The sequence below is a fragment of the Bacillus altaicus genome, assembly GCF_042136375.2.
Classification (GTDB): domain Bacteria; phylum Bacillota; class Bacilli; order Bacillales; family Bacillaceae_G; genus Bacillus_A; species Bacillus_A cereus_U.
This window is the reverse complement of record NZ_CM143394.1, coordinates 460,455-485,381: the sequence shown is the minus strand read 5'-3', so window position 1 is coordinate 485,381 and position 24,927 is coordinate 460,455. Positions and strand designations below refer to the sequence as shown.

Below are 24,927 nucleotides of genomic sequence, written 5' to 3'. Positions count from 1 at the left end.
TTTACTATGAGATTTATCCAAAAGACAAACAAGGTTTATCCACAAAATGTGGATAAACCTTGTTAATCCGTGGATAACTTTGTGAATAGCTGACAATTTAGTATTATTGCATTTAGCTCTTTTATATTTTTACAAAAGTGTTCTAACTGTCGAATTTCCTCTGGCACTTCCTCTTTCTCTATACTGACAAAGTTAAAAAACTGAAAGATTGTCACAGATTGTGGATGATTTGTGAGTAAGTACAATTGTCGAATATCTTTTTCTTTCATATACTGCAAAAACATCTCAAAAAAATATAAGAAAGTCTGTTTATCCACATTAGGTGTGAATAAACAAGAACGGATAAGTGCATTTTCCCCACCTTGTTCATATCCAACTACCGCTCGTATTTCTCCCGCCTCTTCCAAGATCATAAATTGTGCGTACAACTCATTTATTTTATCATCTTTTTTATTAGCTTGTCCGAAAAAAGAATGCAATCTTTCTACATCTGCTTTCGTAGCAAAATACACGTTCTTCATAGTAAATCCCTCCTCAGTGATATATATGAGGAAGGATTTATTAATAGTACTATTTAGAGAATAACGATGTAAAAGCTTCGACGATAAATAATTTAACCTCTGGTTTTTCTTCTTCCTCTACTGTTACATACTCATTTTCCTTTTCTTGTTTTTGCTCCACAGGTTTTTCCACTTTTTCCACAGTTTTTGTTTCTACTTTTTTTACAGGCTGTTCTTCTACTTGCGTTTCATGTTTTACTACTTTCTTTTCCTGGGCTCTTACTTTTTCAGCTTTTTCCGGCTTTACTACTTTCGTTTCTTTCACCTTATCCACTTTCTTCTCCGGTACATCCACTACTTCCTCATCTGGTTGTCTCACCTGCTCCTCTTCAGGAGATTCAGCTTTCACAACATGTTCTTCTTTCCTTACAGCTGTACCACTTGAAAAATCTAAGAAACACATCGGTGGAAATAATACACACCACCAGTTTGCACCTTCACCTTTTCCAATTGTAATAAGTACCGCTTCATATTCTCCTGCCGGATAAATAAAATTCCCATATACCTTTGTAGGAAACTTCACATTCTTACCGAATTTCACTTGAAACGCCTCTTTACTTCCTTCTCTTTTCAGCGTATTCTCCACTGTCTTTTCAATTTCAGGAATATGATTTTGAATGACTTTTCGAGCTTCTTCAAATGACGTTAAATCCGCTACCCATCCATCAATTTGCGCTTTCACTTCATCACGTACTTTACGTTTTAATGCTTGATCTTTATCGGAATCACTATTAGCTAAAATACGTAATCGAACGGCCTCTTTCGGAATAACAGTAGGCCCTTTTGCATCAGCTTTCATATATCCAAACTGCACAAGTAACTGTGCACCAATTAATAATAAAAGAAAATAAGCAATAACTTGTTTTTTCATTTCCTCCACCGTCCCCTCTAGAAACAGTGTGGACAGAGTTACTTCTTTCTAAACTATTAAATTCAAAATCTATGTAAAAAACCGATAGAAAAGCATTTTTTTAATTGGCGAAAGGGACTGGCCATGTATAGGAGCCGTCAGGGCCTTTTCCCGCCACTCGCAAAGTTTTAAAACAAAGACAGGCAACAAGGTGTATGTCCATTTTATCTTTCTGACAGCAATCTATAGGTAATAAGGTGCGTATTTTCACTGTAATAATACTCCTTACCAAAATTCTAAATGAAATGTACGGCTGAGTAGTTACGAATTTTTTCATACAAAAAATAGAGTAAGGCTTCTACCTTACTCCATCTCTGCAAATACCATACGATCTTTTCCATTAATATCAAATACAACTTCAACTTGAGCGCGCGGGAAAGTTTGCTGTAATAATGCTTTCACATCTTCACCTTGCCCTACACCAATTTCAAACGCCACAATCGCCTTTTTCTGTAATACATTCGGCAATTCCTCCATAAAACGACGATAGAAATCTAGTCCATCTTCCCCACCAACAAGCGCACGCTTCGGCTCATGCTCCTTCACAACAGTAGAAAGACCACGCCAATCTTCCTCTGGTATGTACGGAGGATTGGAAACAACAACATCTAACTTCTGACCTGTTTCATAAAACGGAGACAGTAAATCGCCGTGATAGAAAGTTACATCCGCCCCTAAAGTTTTTGCATTTTCTTTTGCAACTTCAATCGACTCCTGCGCGATATCTACTGTATACACATGAAGATTTTTATTTTCTAAAGCGAGCGTAATAGAAATCGCTCCACTACCTGTTCCAATATCCGCTATGTGAAGCTCCTCATTACCGAAATGACGCTCAATTCTCTCTAGCACTCCAACTATAAGTTCCTCTGTTTCCGGTCTTGGTATCAATACCTCTTCATTTACAAAGAATGATCGGCCATAAAACATTTCATAACCGAGCATATATTGGATCGGAATACCTTCTACGTGCTTGTGGATAAATTGTGCAAAACTTTTCTCTTGTTCCGCAGTTATTTCTTCACGCATATTCATGAGCATTCCGGTTCTGTTCGTCTTTAATACATGACAAAGGACAATTTCTCCCGCATTTTCATCTCGTCCATTTTCCTGTAAAAAAGAAGAAGCCCATTTCAGGGCTTCATAGACACGCATTACTCAGCTGCCTCCATCTTTTGAGCCTGATCTTCCATCACTAAGGCATTGATGAAATCATCTAACTTACCTTGTAGGATTTGATCTAGCTTTTGAATCGTTAAACCGATTCGATGGTCTGTAACACGGTTTTGCGGGAAATTATACGTACGAATACGCTCTGAACGATCTCCGGTACCAACAGCTTGTTTACGGTTTTGATCATACTCAGCTTGCGCTTCTTGTCTAAACTTATCATAAACACGTGCGCGTAATACTTTCATCGCTTTTTCTTTATTCTTAATTTGTGATTTCTCATCCTGACAAGATACAACTACACCAGTCGGTAAATGTGTTAAACGTACCGCTGACATCGTTGTATTAACGCTTTGTCCACCAGGGCCACTAGAAGCAAACGTATCAACACGAACATCTTTTTCATGAATATTAATTTCTACTTCTTCTGCCTCTGGTAATACAGCTACAGTTGCTGTAGATGTATGAATACGTCCACCAGATTCCGTTTCAGGAACACGTTGTACACGGTGAGCACCATTCTCGAATTTCAGCTTAGCGAAAGCACCTTTACCGTTAATCATAAAGATAATCTCTTTATATCCACCTAACTCTGTATAGCTCGCTTCGATAATTTCAGTTTTCCAACCTTGCACCTCAGCATAACGGCTATACATACGATATAAATCACCAGCAAATAAAGCTGCCTCGTCACCACCAGCAGCGCCACGAACCTCAACGATAACGTTTTTATCATCATTAGGGTCTTTTGGAACAAGTAAAATTTTCAGACGCTCTGATAATACTTTTTCTTGACCTTCTAACTCAGAAACCTCTTCTTTTACCATGTCACGCATATCAGCGTCTAACTTATCTTCTAACATTGCTTTTGCATCTCGTAATTGCTCACGAACATCTTTATACTCACGGTACACCTCTACCGTATCCTGAATATCAGATTGCTCTTTTGAATACTCACGAAGCTTATTTGTATCGCTAATAACCTCTGGGTCACTTAACAACTCATTCAACTTCTCATAACGATTTTCTACAGCTTGCAAACGATCTAACACACCATTCACCTCTACATCCTAGTATCTAATACAAATAGTATATGGTACTTAATCAAAAAAACGCAAATTATATTTAAAAGCGTAAGCGGCTTGCTCAGAATCGCAGGACATTGGAACTCTCGACCTTGAAGCGCTCTTTGCTTCGAGCGAGAGAGTGAAATGGCCGGAGATTCTAGCCGCTGGAGCTAGATAATATATTTAAAAGCGCAAGCGGCTTGCTCAGAATCGCAGGACATTGGAACTCTCGACCTTGAAGCGCTCTTTGCTTCGAGCGAGAGAGTGAAATGGCCGGAGATTCTAGCCGCTGGAGCTAGATAATATATTTAAAAGCGCAAGCGGCTCGCTCAGAAACGCAGGCCACCTCAAGCTCTCGACCTTGAAGCGCTCTTTGCTTCGAGCGAGAGAGCGAAATGACCGGAGATTCTAGCGCTGGAGCTAGATAATATTTAAAAGCGCAGGCGGCTCGCTCAGAATAGCTAAGGTTCTCTCGTACAAAAGGTGCTTTTCACCTTTAGTACGGAAGGTTCTTAGACACGAAGAGCTCGCCACCAATCTTCATCTATTTTCGAAAAAAACCCGCTCTACATAGCGAGTTTCATTTATCTTTGTTTTGTAGGTACTGCATGGCAATGACGACAACGTGGTTCATACGATTCTGAAGCCCCAACTAAAATAATTGGATCATCAAATGCCGCTGGTTCTCCATCGATTAAACGTTGCGTACGACTTGCAGGAGATCCACATTCAGAACAAACTGCCTGCAATTTAGTTACATGTTCAGCAATCGCCATCAGCTGAGGAACTTGTCCAAATGGTAGACCACGGAAATCTTGGTCTAATCCAGCTACAATGACACGATAGCCACGATTTGCCAATACTTGCACCACTTCCACAATGTCCCCATCAAAAAATTGTACCTCATCGATTGCAATAACATCCATTTCTTCTGTTACATGGTTAAATATATCTTTTGAAGCTGAAACAGGAACTGCTTTAACCTTTAATCCATTATGTGATACAACATCTTCTTCACTATAACGATTATCAATACATGGTTTAAATACAATCGCATGTTGTTTCGCAAATTGCGTACGTCGTATACGGCGGATGAGCTCTTCTGATTTTCCAGAAAACATACTCCCGCAAATCACTTCAATCCAACCATTTTGATTCATTAAGTACATTGAGCTCTCCTTTCATCTACTTTCCTAATCTAAAGTAGGGTAAAGGTTTAATATTTTCGCAAAAAAAACAGACAAGCGAATACATACACTTGCCTGTTTTATGTTCTTTATTACTTAATACCGTATTTCTTATTGAAGCGGTCAACACGTCCGTCTGCAGTAGCAAACTTCTGACGTCCAGTGTAGAATGGGTGAGAATCAGAACTGATCTCAATTTTTAGTAATGGATAAGTGTTACCATCTTCCCACTCAACAGTTTCGCTAGAGCCTTTTGTAGACCCGCTTAAGAATTTGAAGCCAGTGTTCGTGTCCATAAATACAACTTTATTGTAATTTGGATGGATTCCTGCTTTCATTCTTTTCATCTCCTTCCGCCCTGAATCATTTTCGAAACAGAGTTTTTCATCTTCAGCTGCTTACACAACTATATTGATGAAACACATATGATGAAATTATAACAAGGCTAACTCCATTTTGCAACTACCTGTTTTTGTCTTTTGAAAATTAAAAGTGGAGGCGGCTCGCTTAGCTCTGACTGGCTAAGGTTCTCTCGCACAAAAGGTGCTGTTTACCTTGAGTAGCGGAGGTTCTTAGACACGAAGAGCTAGCCGCCAGAACTGGATATCAATTAAAAGCGCAAGCGGCTCGCTCAGAATCGCAGGACAATTCAAGCTCTCGACCCAAATATGATTTTCATCTCAAAAAACAAAATTTTTTCCATATATTACTCTTTCTAATATTCCCTTAAAAACATAAAAAAACTCGCTTACTACGAAATAAGCGAGTCCCAATCTTTTCCCTTTACTTAGTGGTTACATACCTTTTTGAGTCTGCAACAATATTTTGTAAAAATTCTTCATTTGTCTTTGTTTGACGAAGTTTACGTAAGAATCCTTCAACAAAGTCTGGTGTATCACGCATTGTTTTACGAATACCCCATAGTTTGTCTAAATGTTCTTTCGGAATTAATAGGTCTTCTTTACGCGTACCAGAGCGACGAATATCAATCGCTGGGAAGATACGGCGCTCAGCTAATGAGCGATCTAAGTGAAGTTCCATATTTCCAGTTCCTTTAAACTCCTCGTAAATTACATCATCCATACGAGACCCTGTATCAACAAGCGCTGTTGCTAAAATCGTTAAGCTACCGCCCTCTTCGATATTACGCGCAGCCCCGAAGAAACGCTTCGGTCTATGAAAAGCAGCTGGATCAATACCACCCGATAAGGTTCTACCACTCGGTGGAATAACAAGGTTGTAAGCACGCGCTAAACGGGTAATACTATCCATTAAAATGACAACGTCTCTTTTATGTTCTACAAGACGCATTGCACGCTCTAATACAAGCTCAGCTACTTTAATATGATTCTCTGGCACTTCATCAAAAGTAGAACTTACAACATCACCTTTAACAGAACGTTCAATATCTGTTACTTCCTCTGGACGCTCATCAATTAAAAGTACAATTAATTCTGCTTCCGGATGATTTGTTGTGACACTGTGTGCAATTTCTTTTAACAGACTTGTTTTACCAGCCTTTGGAGGCGCAACAATTAAACCACGTTGTCCAAATCCAACTGGTGCGATTAAATCCATGATGCGTGTCGGTAACTTTTTCGTTTCCGTCTCCAATTTCATTTGGCGATCTGGGTATAACGGTGTTAATGCAGGGAAATGTACACGCTCTTTTGCTGAGTCTGGATCATCTCCATTTACAGCTTCAACTTGTAGCAGTCCAAAATAGCGCTCATTTTCTTTCGGAGGTCGTACTTTACCAGAAACCTTATCTCCATTACGTAAATCGAAACGACGAATTTGCGAAGCCGAGATATAAATATCTTCTGAGCTTGGAGAATAATTGATAGGACGTAAGAATCCAAATCCTTCTGATTGAATAATTTCTAATACGCCTTCCATGAAAAAGAAACCTTCTTTTTCTGCTCGAGCTTTTAAGATAGAGAAGATTAGCTCTCTTTTCGTTAACTTGCTGTAATACGAAATCTTAAATTCCTTCGCAAGCTCGTATAACTCTTTTAATTTCATGTTTTCTAATGCTGCAATTGACAAATTCATTCAGACACCACACTTTAACGTTTTTCTCTTTTCACATGGGTAAAGGGGAAAAATACGGAAGGCAAATAAATAATAATGAAAGGCAATAAGTTCAAGTAGGGTAATATTCACTATTGTAACCCTTTTATCTAGTTTTAATCAATACGTTGAAACACAAATACAAGAAGCGAAGACAAGAAAATTTATCTTCGCTTTTCATATTTCTTTCTTTTTTCTACTCGCCTGATTTTAAGGCAGAATAGATACGGCATTTTTTCTTTTATTTAATCCAGCTTCAGCGGCTAGAATCTCCGGGCATTTCGCTCTCTCACTCGAAGCAAAGAGCGCTTCAAGGTCGAGAGCTCCAATGCCCTGCGATTCTAAACGAGCCGCTTACGCTTTTTATTTAATAACCAAATTCGGTTTTTTATTTAAGCTATGGCGGCCGTCTACGAAGCGTACTGTGCCTGATTTCGCACGCATAACAAGGGATTGTGTTGTTCCGACGCTACCTTTAAATTGAACGCCTCGTAATAGTTCTCCGTCTGTTACACCTGTTGCTGCAAAGATTGCATCGTCACCTTTTACTAAGTCTTCCATACGAAGGATACGATTGATATCTTCAATACCCATTTTTTTGCAACGCGCTAATTCAGCTTCGTTTTGAGGTAAGAGCTTCCCGTGAATTTCTCCACCTAAGCATTTTAATGCAACCGCAGCTAATACACCTTCAGGCGCTCCACCAGAACCGAATAGAATATCTACACCGGTACGGTCAAATGCTGTATTGATTGCTCCAGCTACATCTCCATCGTTAATTAATTTAATACGAGCACCAGCTTTACGAATTTCTTCGATAATTGCTTGATGACGTGGACGGTTTAAAACTGTCGCTACAACATCTTCGATATCTTTATTTTTCGCTTTCGCAACTGCACGTAAATTGTCGATAATAGGTGCGTCAATATCAACTGCACCAACCGCTTCTGGACCAACCGCTATTTTATCCATGTACATGTCAGGAGCATGTAACAAATTGCCGTGATCTGCAATTGCAATAACAGCAAGCGCATTCCAGCCGCCAGCCGCTACGATATTGGTCCCTTCTAAAGGATCAACTGCAACGTCTACGCGTGGTCCATATCCTGTACCCAATTTCTCTCCGATATATAGCATTGGCGCTTCATCCATTTCACCTTCGCCAATTACAACTGTACCTTTCATCGGAATTGTATCAAATACATCACGCATAGCTGATGTTGCTGCACCATCTGCCTCATCTTTTTTTCCGAGCCCCATCCAACGCGCTGATGATAATGCTGCAGCCTCTGTTACACGTACTAACTCCATAGATAAACTTCTTTCCACGATAATCCCTCTCCTTTAAGTCTTTATATTTCTGCCGTATTTTGTGAACCGTATTTTTCTATAAAGTGCACTTCCGTTAGTAGTGATTCTTCGCTCCCCATTAACGGAAGTATCACCACCTTATCCCGATTGGTGAGGGCTAATAATCGGCATGGGATATCCCATACTGATTAAAGTTTCACTTTATGCATTCTTCATTTCTTCAATTTCTTGCTTTGTCATTTGTTCTCGCCAAATGTTTGCACCAAGCCCTTTAAGCTTGTCTACTATATTTTCGTAACCTCGATCAATATGCTCCAGTCCCGTTACTTCCGTAATACCATCTGCCATTAAACCCGCAATAACAAGGGACGCACCAGCTCGTAAATCACTCGCTTTCACCTTCGCACCTTGTAATAAAACAGGTCCAGTCACAATTGCTGAACGGCCTTCTACTTTAATTTGCGCGTTCATACGGCGCAATTCATCAATATGCTTGAAACGTGCGCTGTAAATTGTATCAGTTACAACTCCTGTTCCATGCGCTTTTGTTAAAAGCGTTGTAAACGGCTGTTGTAAATCTGTTGGAAACCCTGGATATACAAGCGTTTTTACATCAACTACTTTTAAACTTCTATTGCCATTCACTGTAATTTGGTCATCGTTCGTTTCAACTTGAACACCAGCTTCTCTTAGCTTTGCAGTAACGGATTCTAAATGCTGAGGAATAACATTATCAACTGTTACTTCTCCTCCTGACGCTGCCCCTAAAATCATATACGTACCAGCTTCAATACGATCTGGAATGATAGTGTGGTGACAACCGTGTAAAAAATCCACACCATCAATTCGGATTACATCTGTACCAGCACCTTTAATACGTGCTCCCATACTCGTTAACAATGTAGCTACATCAATAATCTCTGGTTCTTTTGCTGCATTTTCAATAACAGTTCTACCTTTCGCTCGTACAGCCGCTAGCATAATATTAATTGTCGCTCCTACACTAACAACATCTAAATAAATACGTGCCCCGCGTAGTTCATCTGCTCTTAAATAAATAGCACCTTGTTCATTTGTAACATGTGCCCCTAACGCTTCAAACCCTTTAATATGCTGATCAATCGGTCGTGGCCCTAAATGACATCCACCTGGAAGCCCAATAACAGCTTTTTTAAAACGGCCAAGCATTGCACCCATTAAATAATAAGAGGCGCGCAATTTTTTCACTTTTCCATTTGGTAAAGGCATCGCAACCATGTTAGAAGGATCGACTACCATCTCTTCTTCCTGCCCATAAGTTACTTTCCCTCCAATTTCCTCTAGTAAGTCTCCTAATATTTTCACGTCCGAAATATTAGGAACGCCACCGATAGTTACTGGAGTATCCGCTAAAATTGTCGCTGGAATTAGCGCAACAGCACTGTTCTTTGCACCACTCACGCGAATTGTTCCATTTAAAGCTCTTCCGCCTTCAATTAGCAACTTTTCCATATTGAGCTCCCTTCTTGTGAATGTATTTATCTTCTACTCCTTTATAAGAAAAAGTAGAAGATTTCCCCTTAAGAATCTCAATCACTCTTTCCATCCTGAAACCCAATAAGTAGAAAACCATCACCTGTAGCTCCCCTGCTGTACAAATAGATGAAGATTAACTATTCATCGAATCAAATTCCTCAATTCAGATACTTACCACATTTATTAATAGGACTATGCACATTATTTTCTATATTTGCAAACTAAAAATTTACTTTATAAAATCTTTAGACTTGTTCACGCTTTCATTATACAACGAAAGGAAACCGTCTAAAAGACTAGACGGTTTCCAAAACGGAATTTTATTCTTACGCTTTACCGTTAGAACCGAACTCACGCATTTTACCAGCAACAGTTGCTTTAATAGCGTCGCGGCCAGGTCCAATATATTTACGAGGATCGTAAACTTCTTGGTCTTTGTTTAATGCTTCACGAACAGCTTTTGTAAACTCAATTTGGTTCTCAGTGTTTACGTTAATTTTTGAAGTACCTAAAGAAATAGCTTTTACGATATCAGCAGTTGGGATACCAGTACCACCGTGTAATACTAAAGGTACGCCAGTGAAGTCGCGAACTTGTTCCATTTCAGCGAATCCTAAGTTAGGCTCACCTTTGTAAGGACCGTGTACAGAACCTAAAGCTGGAGCTAGGCAATCGATACCTGTTGCTTCAACAAGGTGTTTACACTCTTCAGGATTAGCGTAGATAACGCCTTCAGCGATGATGTCATCTTCTTGTCCGCCAACTGTACCAAGCTCAGCTTCTACAGATACGTTACGAGCATGTGCGTATTCTACCACTTTTTTAGTAGTTTCAACGTTCTCATCGAATGGGTGGTGAGAAGCGTCGATCATTACAGATGTGAAACCTGCATCGATTGCTTCTTTACATTTTTCGAAGCTTGAACCATGATCAAGGTGAATCGCTACAGGAACAGAAATGTTCATTTCTTCGATTAAAGCTTTAACCATAGCTACAACTGTTTTGAAACCAGTCATATGACGAGCTGCACCCTCAGATACACCTAAGATTACAGGAGATTTTTCTTCTTCCGCAGCAGCTAAGATAGCTTGAGTCCACTCTAAGTTGTTCATGTTGAATTGACCAACTGCGTATTTTCCTTCTAGTGCTGTGTTTAGCATTTCTTTCATAGAAACTAAAGGCATGGTGAATCCTCCTAAAAAACGTTTTTTGTATCCGATAAATTCTTATCGCTGGTAGTATGACCAGAATAAGGTAAAATATGTATATTTACATACCGGACTTCTTTCTACACTCAATAGGATAACAACTTGTACTCAAAAACTCAACTGTATTCACCTGCTCAATAGTCCATGTAAACGCTTTTTTCCATATTTTTTATAAAAAATTCATTTTTTACGCCTCTACAGCAAGCTGATCTCTCACTGCTTGACGAATCTCATCAATATCAAACGGTTTAGCAAAGTGCATTAAAGCTCCTAAATCTTTCGCTTCTTGAATCATATCCAATTCTCCATAAGCAGTCATTAAAATCACTTTAATACTCTCATCAATTTCTTTTACATGTTTTAAAATCTCTATACCATCCATACCTGGGATTTTCATATCTAACACTACTAAATCTGGATTATCTTTTTTCACGATATCTAAAGCTTGAAATCCATTCGCTGCTTGGAACGTCTGATAACCTTCTTTTTGGAACACTTCATGCAATAAAACACGAATGCCATATTGATCATCAACGATTAAAATTTTCCCTTCCATAACTCCCAACCTTTCTGTGTAAGTACAAGATTTAAAGCTTCTTATATCTTATCGGTTTATTTTCGCTACTCTTTGCCAAATCCCTTCCTATTCTTTCTTATTTTACCGTTTCCTATTTTGTTATGCCACCCTACTATTTCCCCTTTCCAAAAAAAATAAGCTATAATGAGAACCAGCTAACACGAAAGAAAGGAGCAACAACATGTTAAAAATTTTCTCGACTCAATTAAGTGGATATTTCTCCAGACTCTCTCAAAAAGAAGAAATGAATATAGAAGATAGCGCTCGTCTACTTGCCCAGGCCTTAATTGGTGACGGCTTCATTTACTTGCATGGTACAAACGAAATGGAGGGTATTGTTTCAGAAGCATTATTTGGCGCCGAACCAATGAAACAAGCAAAACGTTTAATAGAAAACGGTGAACTGGCGGCAGTGACTTCTGCGGACCGCGTACTTCTTATTAGTCGTTTTTCGACAGATGATGAAATTATAACAACCGCGAAAAAACTTCATGAAGACGGCCAATCTATCGTTGGAATCTCGGCTATTCAAGAAGGTGCTGAATCACTGGAACAATATACAGATGTACATATTGATACAAAGCTGTTAAAAGGTCTTATTCCAGATGATGAAGGTAACCGCTACGGGTTCCCAAGTTTAATTATAACTTTATTTGCTTATCACGGATTGAAATTTACAATTGATGAAATGTTAAACGAATATTAAAAAAAGCGCCCTATTTCAGGCGCTTTTTTTTATTACTTGCTCTCTTTATTCGTAATAGAAGCACTTACGAAATCATGGAACAATGGTTGCGGACGGTTTGGACGAGATACAAGTTCTGGATGGAACTGTGCTGCCACAAACCAAGGATGATCTTGTAATTCAATAATTTCCACTAGACGACCGTCTGGGCTTGTACCAGAGAATACAAATCCTTCTTTTTCCATATCTGGACGGAATTGATTATTGAACTCATAACGATGACGATGACGCTCATATATAACCGGCTCGTTGTAAGCATTGTAAGCATTTGTTTCTTCAGCAAGCTTACATGGGTATAGACCAAGGCGAAGTGTACCACCTAAATCTTCTACATCTTTTTGTTCTGGTAATAAATCGATAATTGCATAAGGTGTGTCAGGATTAATTTCAGAAGAGTTAGCTCCTTCTAATCCTAATACGTTACGTGCAAATTCGATTGATGCAAGTTGCATACCTAGGCAAATTCCTAAGAATGGAACTTTGTTTTCACGAGCATATTGAATTGCAACGATTTTACCTTCTACACCACGATCGCCGAAGCCACCTGGTACAAGGATACCATCTGTGTCGCCAACTAATTCTTTTACGTTCTCTGCTGTTACGTGCTCAGCGTTTACCCATTTCACTTCTACATCTGTGTCGAATGAATAACCTGCATGACGAAGTGCTTCTACAACAGAAATGTATGCATCTTGAAGCTCTACGTATTTACCAACAAGAGCGATTTTTGTTTTCTTAGAAAGGTTACGTACTTTATTAACTAGCGCAGTCCACTCTGTCATATCTGCAGCTGGATTGTCTAATTTCAAGTGATCGCAAACGATTTGGTCCATGTTTTGTTCTTGAAGAGATAATGGAACCGCATATAAAGTATCTGCATCGCGTGCTTCGATAACTGCTTTTGTATCGATGTCACAGAATAATGCAATCTTGTCTTTCATGTCCTGAGAAACAGGTAGTTCTGTACGAACAACGATAATGTTCGGCTGAATACCTAAGCTGCGAAGCTCTTTAACGCTATGTTGCGTTGGTTTTGTTTTCATTTCACCCGCTGCTTTTAAATACGGGATTAACGTACAGTGAATGTACATTACATTGTCACGACCGATGTCGCTCTTAATTTGACGAATTGCTTCTAAGAATGGTAGAGACTCGATATCACCAACAGTTCCACCGATTTCTGTAATAACAACGTCGGCGTTTGTTTCGCGACCAGAACGATATACACGTTCTTTAATTTCGTTAGTAATGTGAGGAATAACTTGAACTGTTCCTCCTAAATATTCACCACGACGCTCTTTTTGAAGAACTGAAGAGTAAATTTTACCTGTTGTTACGTTGCTGTATTTATTTAAGTTGATGTCGATAAAACGCTCATAGTGACCTAGGTCTAAGTCCGTTTCTGCACCATCATCTGTTACGAATACCTCACCGTGTTGGTATGGGCTCATAGTCCCTGGGTCTACGTTAATGTATGGATCAAACTTTTGAATAGTTACGTTTAAACCACGATTTTTTAAAAGTCTTCCAAGAGATGCTGCTGTAATACCTTTACCTAAAGACGATACTACACCGCCTGTTACAAAAATATACTTAGTCATGAAAATACTCCCTTCTACTTCGTTGTTATATAATCACCGTTGCAAAGCGCAACGTATGTAGATAACACTGTATCTATCTTATTGTTAGGCTCTTTTTATTTTCTAAACAAAAAACAAAAAAGAAAATTGCTCCCCTCATCACATAAAGTAATAAGTAGGGAGCAATTTTCTTTTATATTTACACTTTAAAAGTATTATCGTCCTTTTTTAAAGAGCCCAAAAATGATTCTACATGGACGATAATGAAAAGTCAAGAACTAACGCTCTTCCTCTTCTTCTTCTTCTTCAGTTTCATCGTACTCAAGTTCTTCTTCAGCGAAGTCTTCATCATCAAGATCATCATCTTCTTTTTCATCATCTGCGTCTTCTTCTTCAAGAACCTTGTCCAAATCTTCTACATCTTCTTCTTGGTCTGCATTTAATTCATCTTCATCTTCTTCGATGTAGTCGTCAAAACCGTCCTCTTCAACTTTACGTTTCTTCTTCGGTTTTGGCTGAGGCAGAATTTCTTCATCAATTTGCTCATATGGGTACCAGCTACGTAGCCCCCAACGATTTTCTCCTAAATTAATGAAACGTCCATCGATGTTTAAATCTGTATAAAATTGTGCGAGTTTCGTATTAACTTGCCCTTGAGATAGTCCCAGCACTTGAGCGATTTCTTGAACCAACTCGTTGAATGTCGTTGCTTGTCTTTTATTCCCTAAAACACTATGTACAACTTCAATCATTGAACATTCTTTTAGCTCTTCTGGTGAATATTGCTTAAAACCCACTTATGCGGCACTTCCTTTCTTCAAATATAAACTTATATATAACGGTCTGCTTAAAAAAATCCATACTATTCATTATAAACAAAAGTCGCACAAATATGCTACAAAAAAAACGGGAAACTTTTATCCCGCATTAACGGGCAGTAAAAGCCCGATTGGTGAAGGCTAATAAAATTATAATTTGTCCATTCCTTATTTCGGAAACATATGCGCGCCTTGCAGTACATACCTAATTTGCATTTCAGTATATTCTTCGAGCGTATACAGTTTTTGCAGGGCCCAACGTCTAAATCCCCACATTTGTCCTTGTATGAAAATATTATGTGCAAGAAGCTGTATTTCCTTTTTATTTAGTGTAAATGTCCCATTTTCCGTACACTGCTCTAAAATATTCTCAAACATCCCGACCATTTGAAACTCTTTTTCTAATACATATGGGAGTGATTCTTTCGGTAAAAAACGTACCTCTTGATACATAATTAATACTTCTTCTTGCAATTCATCCATCACTTTAAAATAATTCGTTATCGCTATCTTTAAGCTTTCTATACTTCCCTTCTCTGTACACACTACTTTCTCTAACCGCTCTTTTACATGTTCATAAATACTATCACAAACTAAATATAATACATCATCTTTCGTGCGAATGTATTCATAAAGTGTTCCGATACTAAATCCAGCCGCTTTCGCAATTTCTCTCGTTGTTGTACGCGGGAATCCTTTTTGCTTAAACAGCTGCACCGCACCTTTAATCATTTGTTCACGCCTTAACGCAACTAATTTTTCATCTTTCACTGACGCATGTACATTATGTTTAACCATCCCTTCACCTCTCTCTATTATTTTTGGAAGTAAAAAGCGTAGGAAAATACCTACGCTTTCGTTCCTACTTCGTTAACATACGAGAAATTACAAGCCTTTGAATCTCTTGTGTTCCCTCATATATTTGGGTAATCTTTGCATCGCGCATATAACGCTCTACTGGATAATCTTTCGTATAACCATAACCACCAAATACTTGTACTGCTTCAGTCGTTACTTTCATCGCTGTATCACCTGCAAATACTTTTGACATCGCTGATTCTTTCCCGTACGGAAGCCCTTCAGATTCAAGCCAGGCCGCTTGATATGTTAAAAGACGCGCTGCCTCTACATCCGTTGCCATATCTGCAAGTTTAAAGCCAATTCCTTGTTGCGCCGCAATTGGCTTCCCAAACTGATGACGTTCTCTTGCATATTCTACAGAAGCATCTAAAGCAGATTGTGCAATCCCAACCGCTTGCGCCGCAATACCATTACGACCACCATCTAACGTTTGCATCGCAACTTTAAATCCTTGGCCCTCTTCCCCTAGCAGATTCTCTACAGGAATACGGCAGTCTTCAAACATAATTTCAGTCGTTGGCGAAGAGCGAATTCCTAACTTGCTTTCCTTCTTCCCAACTGAAAACCCTAGCGTATCACTCTCCACAATAAATGCACTCGTGCCGCGCTGCTTCGAATCAGGATCTGTTAATGCAAAAACAACATAAATATCAGCAATGCCGCCATTTGTAATAAAGATTTTCGAACCATTTAAAATGTAATGGTCTCCATCTCGTTTTGCAGTCGTCCTCATTCCACCAGCATCTGATCCAGAGCTTGGTTCTGTTAAGCCATATGCACCAATTTTCTTCCCTTCAGCCATTGGGCGCAAAAACTTTTGTTTTTGCTCTTCCGTTCCAAATTTAAAAATCGGCCATCCAGCAAGTGAAGTATGCGCAGACAACGTTACACCTGTAGAAGCACAGACGCGGGATAATTCTTCAATGGCAATTACATACGCCAAGTAATCGCTTCCAATTCCGCCGTATTCTTCAGGCCACGGAATACCGGTCAAACCAAGCTCTGCCATTTGATCGAATAAAGCGCGATCAAATCGCTCTTCCTCATCACGCTCTGCTGCTGTCGGTGCTACTTCATTCCTTGCAAAATCCCGAACCATTTTCCTTATCATTTCATGTTCTTCTGATAATTTAAAATGCATTCCCGTCTCCCCCTCTGCCTTTTTATAAAGCTCGACTAATTACAAGCTTTTGTATTTCGCTCGTTCCTTCATATATTTGTGTGATCTTCGCATCACGGAAAAATCTTTCTACTGGATAATCTTTCGTATAACCATAACCACCAAATACTTGCACTGCTTCAATCGCAACTTCAACAGCCGTCTTAGAAGCAAATAATTTCGCAATAGAAGCTTCTTTACCGCATGGTAATCCTTGTGCTCTTAGCGATGCCGCTCTGTATACAAGTAACCGCGCTGCTTCTACGCTAGTCGCCATATCTGCAAGTTTGAATCCGATTCCTTGCTGCGCCGCAATTGGCTTTCCGAATTGCTCACGCTCTTTCGCATAATCAATCGCACATGCAAGCGCCGCTTCCGCGATTCCTAATGCCTGCGCTCCGATTCCAATTCGCCCAACATCTAAATTCGCCATTGCCACCTTAAATCCTTGTCCTTCTTCACCAAGTAAATTCTCAGCCGGCACTTTCATATCTTCAAACGTAAGTTGCACTGTACGCGAACCAAGAAGCCCCATCTTATGCTCATCTTTTCCGATGATTAAGCCTGGTGTATCTTTCTCAACTATAAATGCTGAAATCCCGCTTTTCCCCGCCTCTGGATTTGTAGACGCGAAGACGATATATGTACTTGCTTCACCACCATTTGTAATAAAAACTTTCGATCCATTAATGATGTAGTGATCGCCTTTCTTTACAGCTCTTGATTTCAAACTACCTGCATCTGATCCTGCATTCGGTTCTGTTAGAGCAAATGCGCCTAAATATTCACCAGTCGCCAGTTTAGAAACATATTTCTGCTTCTGTTCTTCTGTTCCGAAATACAAAATCGGATTCATTCCAACTGACGTATGTACAGCTAAAATTACACCAACCGTTGCGCTTACCTTTGAAATTTCTTCAATCGCTAGAATGTAAGAAATAAAATCCATTTCTGCCCCGCCATATTTTGCAGGCGCTGGAATACCCATTAGTCCAAGCTCACCCATCTTTTGCAAAATCTCTTTTGGGAACACCCCTTGTTCCATACTAGGAACAAAGGGGGCTATTTCCTTCTGCGCAAAATCTCGAACCATTTTCCTCATCATTTGTTGCTCTTCAGTAAAGTGAAAATTCATGTACTTCGCCTCCGTTTGCTATATATCTTTTTAATAATTTGGTAAGACCACTACTTTAATAAAGGGAGGAATTTATTCGTAAACGTAGAAACCACGACCCGTTTTACGTCCTAACCATCCTGCATTCACATACTTACGTAATAATGGACATGGGCGATATTTACTATCTCCTAATCCTTCATGCAACACTTCCATAATGTATAAACACGTATCTAAACCGATAAAATCAGCTAATGTAAGTGGTCCCATCGGATGATTCATACCGAGTTTCATTACTTCATCAATCGCTTCTTTCGTCGCTACACCTTCATATAACGTATAGATTGCTTCGTTAATCATCGGTAATAAAATACGGTTCGATACAAACCCTGGGAAATCATTTACTTCAACTGGCACTTTTCCGATTTTTTTCGTAATATCCTCAATCGTTTCGTACACTGCATCATCTGTAGCTAAACCACGAATAATTTCAACGAGTTTCATAACTGGAACTGGATTCATAAAGTGCATGCCGATTACTTTTTCTGGGCGTTTCGTTACCGCTGCAATTTCCGTAATTGGTAAAGATGATGTATTCGTCGCTAAAATTGCATGTTCTGGAGCGATTTCATCTAGATTCACAAAAATTTTCTTTTTAATATCCATTTTTTCAACAGCTGCTTCAATCACAAGATCAGCTTCTTTGACACTATTGAAATCAAGCGTCCATGTAAGGCGATTTAAAGTCGCTTCTTTCTCTTCTTCCTTCATACGGCCTTTTTCTACTTGACGGGCTAAATTTTTCGAAATAACAGCTAGACCTCTCTCTAATTGCTCTTGCTTTAAATCTTGCACTTTCACATCATAGCCTGCCATTGCACACACTTGCGCGATACCTGAACCCATTTGTCCTGCACCAATTACAACTATTTTTTGTACACCCATTCTTTCTTCCCCCTTAATATAAGTTGTTAATAAACCCAAATCCCCTACACGTAAATTAACGAACTTCAATCATCACTGCATCACCTTGACCGCCACCGCTACAAATAGAAGCAATTCCAATTCCGCCACCGCGCTGCTTCAGTGCATGGATAAGTGTAACGATAATACGTGCTCCGCTCGCTCCAATTGGATGCCCCATTGCTACAGCACCGCCATTTACATTCAATTTTTCTGGATCGATCCCTGCGATTTCTATACTTGCAATTGCTACCGCCGCAAATGCCTCATTGATTTCAAATAGATCGATGTCTTCAATTGTCTTACCTGTCTTTTTCAGCAATTCATTAATTGCATAACCTGGCGTTCTTGGGAAATCCTTCGATTCTACCGCAATCGCCGTATGCGCCAAAATTGTCGCCAATGGCTTTCTTCCTTCTTGCTTCGCTCTGTCCTCGCTCATTAATACAAGCGCAGCACCGCCATCATTTAGTCCAGGAGCATTACCAGCTGTCACTGATGACGTCTTATCAAAAACAGGCTTTAATTTCGCTAATTTTTCAATCGTTGTATCTTCACGCGGTGCCTCATCCTTAGCCACGACGATAGGATCGCCTTTTCTTTGCTGAATTGTTACTGGTACAATCTCCTCTTCAAAACGACCTTCCTTATGTGCCGAAACCGCACGTTGATGGCTACGATATGCCCATTCATCTTGTGCTTCGCGGGAGATCCCATCCTCGTTTGCAACTTCTCCGCCATAAACACCCATGTGTATACCTGAAAATGCGCATGTTAAACCGTCTGCAACGTTTAAATCGATAACTTCGTTGTTACCCATTCTGTATCCCCATCTTGCCCCTCGTAAAATGTAAGGGCTGTTACTCATCGATTCCATTCCACCAGCTACAATCAGTGATTGATCACCAGTACGAATAATTTGATCCGCTAACGTAACTGCGCGAAGTCCTGATGCACAAACTTTATTTACTGTTTCTGTCTGCACTTCCCAAGGAATGCCGGCCGCTCTTGCTGCTTGGCGTGATGGAATTTGTCCTTGTCCTCCTTGGATAACCGTTCCGAATATAACTTCTTCAACATCACTAGCGGAAACATTCGCTCTTTCAAGCGCTGCCTTAATTGCAATTCCTCCAAGTTCTGTTGCTTTCACGTCTTTTAAAGTTCCTCCAAATTTTCCAACCGGTGTTCTTGCAGCACTTAAAATAACTGTTTTATTCATATTTCTTCCCCCATTTCTTTTTTTAGCACCGAGCGCTCGCTCGGTATCCTTACGCTTAGAAGAGGTGCAATTATTGCACCTCTTTCTCAAGTTGGATGCATGCCTACAAACTACATTGCTTCTTTCTTCTGCCCGATAACTGAGCGTTCTAAAATCTCCGTTACGTCCAAAGTTTGAACTGTTTCTTCAACTTCCTTCGCTTTCGTACCATCACTAATCATCGTTAAGCAATACGGACATCCTGTACCGATAATTGACGGCTGTACAGCTAGCGCTTGTTCTGTACGAGCAACGTTAATACGAGAACCTGCCGTTTCTTCCATCCACATTAGGCCGCCACCCGCACCACAGCACATTCCCGTTTCACGGTTACGTGCCATTTCTACAAGGTTTACACCTGGAATTGCTTTTAGAATATCGCGCGGCGCTTCGTATACTTCGTTGTATCTTCCTAAGTAACAGGAATCATGGTACGTAACTGTCTCTTCAATAGAATGGACAGGTTTTAAACGTCCTTCCTTCACCCACTGGGCTAGTAATTCTGTATGATGATAGACTTCTGCTTGTAAGCCAAAGTCCGGGTACTCATTTTTAAAAGTGTTATAAGCATGAGGGTCAATCGTAACGATTTTCTTCACTCCTGCTTTTTCAAATTCTTCAATGTTTTTAGTCGCCATTTCCTGGAATACAAATTCATTTCCAAGGCGGCGCGGTGTATCACCAGAGTTCTTTTCCTTATTACCAAGAATTGCGAATGAAATGCCTGCTTCGTTCATTAGCTTCGCAAATGATATCGCAATCTTCTGACTGCGATTGTCATACGAACCCATTGATCCAACCCAGAATAAGTATTCAAACTCTTCGCCAGCTTTTGATTTCTCCTTTACAGTTGGAACTGTTACTTCATCGTCACCTTGGCGCCATGTTTCACGCTCTTTACGGTTCAGTCCCCACGGATTCCCTTGACGCTCAATGTTTGTCATTGCACGCTGCGCTTCCGCGTCCATTTTCCCTTCTGTTAAAACGAGATAGCGGCGTAAATCAATAATTTTGTCAACATGCTCATTCATAACTGGGCACTGGTCCTCACAGTTACGGCACGTTGTACATGCCCAAATCTCTTCTTCTGTAATAACATCTCCGATTAAACTTGGATCGTACGCTAGCGCTGTAGCCGCTGATTCTTGTTGTCCTTTTCCAGCTGCCATCATCGCTAACTGATTTCCTTGTGTATTATTAAAAGCCACAACTGGAACCCACGGTGCTTTTGATGTTACCGCTGCTCCTTTATCAGTTAAATGATCACGAAGTTTTAAAATTAAATCCATCGGTGATAACATTTTCCCTGTTCCTGTTGCCGGACACATATTTGTACAACGACCACATTCGACGCAAGAATATAAGTCGATAAGTTGATTTTGTCTAAAGTCTTCAATTTTACCAACACCGAATGTTTCTTGCGTTTCATCTTCAAAATCGATTTTTTCAAGTTTTCCTGGATTTGAAAGACGACCAAAAAATACGTTAACTGGTCCAGCAATTAAATGCGCATGTTTTGATTGTGGTACATAAACTAAAAACGTTAACAAGATTAATAGATGCACCCACCAAGAGAAATAGAACACTGAAATGGCTACGGTTTCATTTATCCCTGAGAAAACGTAAGCGATTGCAGAAGCGATTGGTTCACTCCACGAAAGCTCTTCGCCATGCCATATAATTCCCATCCCATTACCAAGTAGCACAGAAATCATTAAGCCACCGATAAAGATAAGGACAAGACCTGATTTGAAATTACGTTTTAAGCGAACAAGCTTTTCAACATAGCGTCTATGAAAAGCCCAAAAGACTGCAATTAAAATAACAAGTGTGACAATTTCCTGGAAGAATGTAAATGCAGGATATAGTGGTCCAAGTGGAAGATGTGATCCTGGTGCGAGCCCTTTCCAAACGAAGTCAATTGCTCCAAATTGGACAAGAATAAATCCGTAAAAGAACATAACGTGAATGATGCCGCTCTTTTTATCTTTCAGCAGCTTTTTTTGACCGAAAACATTGACCTTAAGGAGATCCCAACGCTCTTTAAAACGACGGTCAAATTCAATCTTTTTTCCTAATTGTATGTAGGCCATCCTCGTTCGTATAAGATATACAAACAAATATCCCGCATAAGCAATAACAGCAATGGCAGCCAGCCAATTAATGATTAGTAAGCTATTCATTTTATGCTACCCCTCTCTTTGTAAGCCCTCTTCCTTTTTTAGAATCTTCGAAAATATATAATTTTCTGAATTGTATCCCCTATTCCCATTATATAATGAGTGAGCATTCAGTCAACAGTTTTTTGTTATACAACAACACATTTTTTAATAAAGCTGTTTATTTCGGTGAAACTATAAAGTGAAACTTTAATCGCCGGGGAGCTATTCATCCCCACTGATTATTGGTCCACACCAATCGGGCTTTTACGGGCAGCCCGAATCCCAACCAACTTCTTTGCTTTAACCCAATTTTGAGGCGGGGGTCTTACTGCCCGCACATAGCGGAATAAAGCGAAGTTTTAATTTATAAAAAACTGATGGTGAAAAGACCGTAAAGGAGGGAATTTACTTATGTTTTTCTTATCTCTCTTGTTATTAGGCAGCGCTCTCTGGATTACAATCGACCTTTCATACGGGAGAATTGTTCATTTAAAGCGTGTACGTTCTCGTTCTTTCCCTTTACGTCAAAGTGATTTTCGCCTTTATACATACGGAAATGATTTGTACGATGCTCTCTTTACTGATATAAAACAAGCTAAACACCATGTGCACGTTTTATTTTTCATTGTAAAAAACGATGAGATAAGTCGTACGTTTTTAAAGTTACTTATCGATAAAGCACAAGAAGGAATTGAAGTAAGACTTTTACTCGACCGGTTTGGAAGTCATTATTTATCAAAAGAAGGGATGCACTCCCTACAAAAGCATGGTGTCTCTTTTTCATTTTGTCATAAAGTGAAATTTCCTTTTCCTTTCTTTTCTGCAAATCAAAGAAACCATAGAAAAATTACAGTTATTGACGGGAAAATTGGTTATATTGGTGGATTTAACATTGGCGAGGAATATTTAGGGCATAATCAAAGGTTAGGGTTATGGCGAGATTATCATTTACGTCTTACAGGAGAAGGGATACAAGATTTACAAAAACAATTTTTACATGATTGGCTCGACGATACAGACCAAAATTTATTAGATTCATCTCTTTATTTTCCTACGCAACAACCAGGGACCGTCCTACATCGTTTCATCCCTACTGATGGTGCCTATTTACAAAATACATTTTTACATTTAATCGAAAGCGCGAAAAAAGAACTCTTTATCGGTACACCATATTTTATTCCTGGAAAAAAAATTATGAATGCATTATTAAAAGCACGAAAACGTGGGGTTCAAATAACTATTCTCGTTCCAGAAAAGGCTGATCACGCCCTCGTTCGAGAAGCAAAATTCCCATATTGCCGAAGGTTAATACAAGCTGGTTGTAATATTTACGCTTTTCAGCAAGGATTTTTCCACGCAAAAATTATTATAGTAGACGATCATATTTGCGATATCGGAACTGCTAATTTCGATATGAGAAGTTTATATATTAACCATGAAATCAATTGCCTTTTATACGATAAACATTTCATACAAGAAGTAAAAAGCAAATTCGAGGAAGATTTGGGACGCTCCTTATTACTTTCCTTTGAAGATGTCAGCCCTCTCTCCATTATCGATAGAGGAAAGGAATGGATAGGAACGATACTCGCGTTCTTTTTATAGAGAAATTTCAAGAGCCAAAGAGGTGCATCACATATGATAATTCGATTTGGATATGTCTCACATGCTACGGCATTATGGGACTGTTCGCCTGCCAAAACAATGACATTTACAAGCTGGAAAAAGCTAAAAAAACAAGAGCGTGAAGATAAATTATATAATGTTACATTGCAAAATCTAGAACACACAATACGCATCCTTCATTACAATATTGCACACGAAATTCCATTATATCGTTTATCATCTTCTATCGTCCCGCTTGCAACACATCCTGAAGTTGAATTTGATTACATTCAACTGTTTGCTCCGCTATGGTGTAAAATAGGAGCATTAATTCAAGAACACAATTTACGCGTAAGTTTTCATCCCAATCAATTCACACTATTTACAAGTGACAAATCACATATTACAACTAATGCAATTACAGATATGACCTATCATTATAACGTGTTAAATGCTATGGGAATTGCAGATTCTTCCTACATTAATATCCATGTAGGTGGCGCGTATGGAAATAAGGAGAAGGCAATTGAACGTTTTCATGAAAACATACAAAAACTTCCTTACCATATAAAAAGACAAATGACCCTTGAAAATGACGATAAAACATATACAACTTCTGAAACTTTGGCCATTTGTCAAAAAGAAAAAATCCCTTTCGTGTTCGATTATCATCATCACATAGCGAACCTTTGTAATGAACCGCTAGAAGAATTACTTCCTATGATATTTAAAACTTGGTCACATACAAATGTCCTTCCTAAAGTTCATATTTCTTCCCCTAAATCAGAAAAAGAATTTAGGGCTCACGCAAGTTATATTGATTTAGAGTTTATTAAACCTTTTTTACACATTACAAAAAAAATTGATCATGATTTCGATATTATGATTGAAAGTAAACAAAAGGATTTAGCGCTTCTTCAGTTAATAGATGAAATCTCTTCTATAAGGGGAGTGAAAAGAATAAAAGGCGCAACACTACAATGGTAAATTGTAACGTTGCGCTATTTTTTTCAAAAAGTATTTCTTATAGTAAAAAAGCTCCTGTTTTATATGCTATTATTTAAATTAGCATTTTCCCCCTGTG

21 protein-coding genes and 1 pseudogene are annotated in these 24,927 nt (G+C 39.1%); 3 read left to right on the top strand and 19 right to left on the bottom strand.

What is annotated here, in order from left to right:
* Nucleotides 1-62: 62 nt before the first annotated feature.
* From ACE38F_RS02460 to spo0F, 11 genes are all read right to left on the bottom strand, one after another.
* Complete coding sequence (locus tag ACE38F_RS02460; RefSeq protein WP_341308170.1) at nt 63-521, bottom strand: GNAT family N-acetyltransferase; 459 nt, start codon at nt 519-521, stop codon at nt 63-65.
* 49 nt (nt 522-570) lie between these two features.
* Nucleotides 571-1,431, bottom strand: coding sequence for a stage II sporulation protein R (gene spoIIR / locus ACE38F_RS02455; RefSeq protein ID WP_375371193.1), 861 nt, complete (start codon nt 1,429-1,431; stop codon nt 571-573).
* Nucleotides 1,432-1,773: 342 nt separating this feature from the next.
* Nucleotides 1,774-2,625, bottom strand: coding sequence for a peptide chain release factor N(5)-glutamine methyltransferase (gene prmC / locus ACE38F_RS02450; protein WP_002068570.1), 852 nt, complete (start codon nt 2,623-2,625; stop codon nt 1,774-1,776).
* Complete coding sequence (gene prfA / locus ACE38F_RS02445) at nt 2,625-3,692, bottom strand: peptide chain release factor 1 (RefSeq protein ID WP_215556654.1); 1,068 nt, start codon at nt 3,690-3,692, stop codon at nt 2,625-2,627. Before prfA ends, prmC begins: the two co-directional genes overlap by 1 nt.
* 599 nt (nt 3,693-4,291) lie before the next feature.
* Nucleotides 4,292-4,876, bottom strand: coding sequence for a thymidine kinase (locus ACE38F_RS02440; protein WP_002016305.1), 585 nt, complete (start codon nt 4,874-4,876; stop codon nt 4,292-4,294).
* A 110-nt stretch (nt 4,877-4,986) separates the two neighbouring features.
* Nucleotides 4,987-5,232 (bottom strand): type B 50S ribosomal protein L31, encoded by a 246-nt coding sequence (locus ACE38F_RS02435; RefSeq protein WP_000643447.1) that lies wholly within the window; start codon nt 5,230-5,232, stop codon nt 4,987-4,989.
* Between the two features lie 445 nt (nt 5,233-5,677).
* Nucleotides 5,678-6,949 carry a transcription termination factor Rho gene (gene rho, locus ACE38F_RS02430; RefSeq protein ID WP_215554818.1) on the bottom strand — a complete coding sequence of 424 codons (1,272 nt, stop codon included), beginning with the start codon at nt 6,947-6,949 and terminating at the stop codon, nt 5,678-5,680.
* 381 nt (nt 6,950-7,330) lie between these two features.
* Nucleotides 7,331-8,296, bottom strand: a complete 966-nt coding sequence (glpX, locus tag ACE38F_RS02425; RefSeq protein WP_002113062.1) for a class II fructose-bisphosphatase — start codon at nt 8,294-8,296, stop codon at nt 7,331-7,333.
* Between the two features lie 183 nt (nt 8,297-8,479).
* Nucleotides 8,480-9,769, bottom strand: a complete 1,290-nt coding sequence (gene murA / locus ACE38F_RS02420) for a UDP-N-acetylglucosamine 1-carboxyvinyltransferase (RefSeq protein ID WP_215554819.1) — start codon at nt 9,767-9,769, stop codon at nt 8,480-8,482.
* Between the two features lie 350 nt (nt 9,770-10,119).
* A complete protein-coding gene (locus ACE38F_RS02415) occupies nt 10,120-10,977 on the bottom strand; it encodes a class II fructose-bisphosphate aldolase (RefSeq protein ID WP_002159768.1) in 858 nt (285 codons plus the stop codon).
* A gap of 211 nt (nt 10,978-11,188) precedes the next feature.
* A complete protein-coding gene (gene spo0F / locus ACE38F_RS02410) occupies nt 11,189-11,557 on the bottom strand; it encodes a sporulation initiation phosphotransferase Spo0F (RefSeq protein ID WP_000398592.1) in 369 nt (122 codons plus the stop codon).
* Between the two features lie 202 nt (nt 11,558-11,759).
* On the opposite strand from spo0F, the gene ACE38F_RS02405 reads away from it, so the two are divergent.
* Nucleotides 11,760-12,284 (top strand): DUF2529 domain-containing protein, encoded by a 525-nt coding sequence (locus ACE38F_RS02405; RefSeq protein ID WP_341308172.1) that lies wholly within the window; start codon nt 11,760-11,762, stop codon nt 12,282-12,284.
* Nucleotides 12,285-12,316: 32 nt separating this feature from the next.
* On the opposite strand, the gene pyrG is transcribed toward ACE38F_RS02405, so the two are convergent.
* The 8 genes and pseudogenes from pyrG to ACE38F_RS02365 form a co-directional block, all read right to left on the bottom strand.
* The gene (pyrG, locus tag ACE38F_RS02400) at nt 12,317-13,924 is read right to left on the bottom strand and encodes a CTP synthase (RefSeq protein ID WP_215554821.1); all 1,608 of its coding nucleotides are present in this window, start codon (nt 13,922-13,924) and stop codon (nt 12,317-12,319) included.
* A 257-nt stretch (nt 13,925-14,181) separates the two neighbouring features.
* Nucleotides 14,182-14,700, bottom strand: coding sequence for a DNA-directed RNA polymerase subunit delta (gene rpoE / locus ACE38F_RS02395; RefSeq protein ID WP_215554822.1), 519 nt, complete (start codon nt 14,698-14,700; stop codon nt 14,182-14,184).
* Between the two features lie 189 nt (nt 14,701-14,889).
* Nucleotides 14,890-15,519: a TetR/AcrR family transcriptional regulator gene (locus ACE38F_RS02390; RefSeq protein ID WP_002159764.1), complete on the bottom strand. Its 630-nt coding sequence runs from the start codon at nt 15,517-15,519 to the stop codon at nt 14,890-14,892.
* Between the two features lie 64 nt (nt 15,520-15,583).
* Nucleotides 15,584-16,723, bottom strand: a complete 1,140-nt coding sequence (gene acdA / locus ACE38F_RS02385) for an acyl-CoA dehydrogenase AcdA (protein ID WP_375371194.1) — start codon at nt 16,721-16,723, stop codon at nt 15,584-15,586.
* Nucleotides 16,724-16,745: 22 nt separating this feature from the next.
* A complete protein-coding gene (locus ACE38F_RS02380; protein ID WP_001009066.1) occupies nt 16,746-17,876 on the bottom strand; it encodes an acyl-CoA dehydrogenase in 1,131 nt (376 codons plus the stop codon).
* 72 nt (nt 17,877-17,948) lie between these two features.
* Nucleotides 17,949-18,800, bottom strand: a complete 852-nt coding sequence (locus tag ACE38F_RS02375; protein ID WP_215554824.1) for a 3-hydroxybutyryl-CoA dehydrogenase — start codon at nt 18,798-18,800, stop codon at nt 17,949-17,951.
* 55 nt (nt 18,801-18,855) lie between these two features.
* Nucleotides 18,856-20,111 (bottom strand): annotated as a pseudogene (locus tag ACE38F_RS02370) (acetyl-CoA C-acetyltransferase).
* 36 nt (nt 20,112-20,147) lie between these two features.
* Complete coding sequence (locus ACE38F_RS02365) at nt 20,148-22,259, bottom strand: (Fe-S)-binding protein (RefSeq protein ID WP_002198758.1); 2,112 nt, start codon at nt 22,257-22,259, stop codon at nt 20,148-20,150.
* Nucleotides 22,260-22,649: 390 nt separating this feature from the next.
* Between ACE38F_RS02365 and cls the strand changes: the two genes are divergently transcribed.
* Together cls and uvsE are read left to right on the top strand one after the other, a co-directional pair.
* Nucleotides 22,650-23,843, top strand: coding sequence for a cardiolipin synthase (gene cls, locus ACE38F_RS02360; protein WP_375371195.1), 1,194 nt, complete (start codon nt 22,650-22,652; stop codon nt 23,841-23,843).
* 33 nt (nt 23,844-23,876) lie between these two features.
* A complete protein-coding gene (gene uvsE / locus ACE38F_RS02355; RefSeq protein WP_375371196.1) occupies nt 23,877-24,830 on the top strand; it encodes a UV DNA damage repair endonuclease UvsE in 954 nt (317 codons plus the stop codon).
* The last annotated feature ends 97 nt before the right edge of the window (nt 24,831-24,927 follow it).

What these genes read in the sequence shown, in the direction of transcription:
- ACE38F_RS02460 (WP_341308170.1), bottom strand. Translation starts at nt 521, where the DNA reads ATGAAGAACGTGTATTTTGCTACGAAAGCAGATGTAGAAAGATTGCAT.
- spoIIR (WP_375371193.1), bottom strand. Translation starts at nt 1,431, where the DNA reads ATGAAAAAACAAGTTATTGCTTATTTTCTTTTATTATTAATTGGTGCA.
- prmC (WP_002068570.1), bottom strand. Translation starts at nt 2,625, where the DNA reads ATGCGTGTCTATGAAGCCCTGAAATGGGCTTCTTCTTTTTTACAGGAA.
- ACE38F_RS02440 (WP_002016305.1), bottom strand. Translation starts at nt 4,876, where the DNA reads ATGTACTTAATGAATCAAAATGGTTGGATTGAAGTGATTTGCGGGAGT.
- ACE38F_RS02435 (WP_000643447.1), bottom strand. Translation starts at nt 5,232, where the DNA reads ATGAAAGCAGGAATCCATCCAAATTACAATAAAGTTGTATTTATGGAC.
- rho (WP_215554818.1), bottom strand. Translation starts at nt 6,949, where the DNA reads ATGAATTTGTCAATTGCAGCATTAGAAAACATGAAATTAAAAGAGTTA.
- murA (WP_215554819.1), bottom strand. Translation starts at nt 9,769, where the DNA reads ATGGAAAAGTTGCTAATTGAAGGCGGAAGAGCTTTAAATGGAACAATT.
- ACE38F_RS02415 (WP_002159768.1), bottom strand. Translation starts at nt 10,977, where the DNA reads ATGCCTTTAGTTTCTATGAAAGAAATGCTAAACACAGCACTAGAAGGA.
- spo0F (WP_000398592.1), bottom strand. Translation starts at nt 11,557, where the DNA reads ATGGAAGGGAAAATTTTAATCGTTGATGATCAATATGGCATTCGTGTT.
- ACE38F_RS02405 (WP_341308172.1), top strand. Translation starts at nt 11,760, where the DNA reads ATGTTAAAAATTTTCTCGACTCAATTAAGTGGATATTTCTCCAGACTC.
- pyrG (WP_215554821.1), bottom strand. Translation starts at nt 13,924, where the DNA reads ATGACTAAGTATATTTTTGTAACAGGCGGTGTAGTATCGTCTTTAGGT.
- ACE38F_RS02390 (WP_002159764.1), bottom strand. Translation starts at nt 15,519, where the DNA reads ATGGTTAAACATAATGTACATGCGTCAGTGAAAGATGAAAAATTAGTT.
- acdA (WP_375371194.1), bottom strand. Translation starts at nt 16,723, where the DNA reads ATGCATTTTAAATTATCAGAAGAACATGAAATGATAAGGAAAATGGTT.
- ACE38F_RS02380 (WP_001009066.1), bottom strand. Translation starts at nt 17,876, where the DNA reads ATGAATTTTCACTTTACTGAAGAGCAACAAATGATGAGGAAAATGGTT.
- ACE38F_RS02375 (WP_215554824.1), bottom strand. Translation starts at nt 18,800, where the DNA reads ATGGGTGTACAAAAAATAGTTGTAATTGGTGCAGGACAAATGGGTTCA.
- ACE38F_RS02365 (WP_002198758.1), bottom strand. Translation starts at nt 22,259, where the DNA reads ATGAATAGCTTACTAATCATTAATTGGCTGGCTGCCATTGCTGTTATT.
- cls (WP_375371195.1), top strand. Translation starts at nt 22,650, where the DNA reads ATGTTTTTCTTATCTCTCTTGTTATTAGGCAGCGCTCTCTGGATTACA.
- uvsE (WP_375371196.1), top strand. Translation starts at nt 23,877, where the DNA reads ATGATAATTCGATTTGGATATGTCTCACATGCTACGGCATTATGGGAC.